This window comes from Mesorhizobium sp. M8A.F.Ca.ET.202.01.1.1 (assembly GCF_004791595.1).
Taxonomy (GTDB): domain Bacteria; phylum Pseudomonadota; class Alphaproteobacteria; order Rhizobiales; family Rhizobiaceae; genus Mesorhizobium.
In genome coordinates this window covers 1-282 of sequence record NZ_SRUN01000313.1, presented here as the reverse complement: position 1 = coordinate 282, position 282 = coordinate 1, and the positions used below count along the sequence as shown (strand labels likewise).

Below are 282 nucleotides of genomic sequence, written 5' to 3'. Positions count from 1 at the left end.
GCGCCAATATCGACCTGATATCGGCCGAGGCCGGCGTGTCGCGGCAGACGGTCTACAACCATCATGGCGACAAGCGAAACCTCTTCGTCGCTGTCGTGCGCGACCTGACCGAGCGCTGCAATGCCGGCATCTTCGCAACCATCGCCACCTTCCCCGACCAACCCGCGGACCTGGAAGCCGATCTGATTGCCTTTGCAGTGCGCATGAACCGCAACTGCATCTGCAACCGCGACGGCCGTTTCCTGCGCAAGCTGATCCAGGCCGAAGGCGAGCGTTATCCGG

General features: G+C 62.8%; 1 protein-coding gene. It reads left to right on the top strand.

Translation table 11 applies throughout. The features are described from left to right. The coding region (locus tag EN845_RS35005) for a TetR/AcrR family transcriptional regulator (protein ID WP_135931354.1) at window positions 1-282 on the top strand (282 nt) is incomplete at both ends.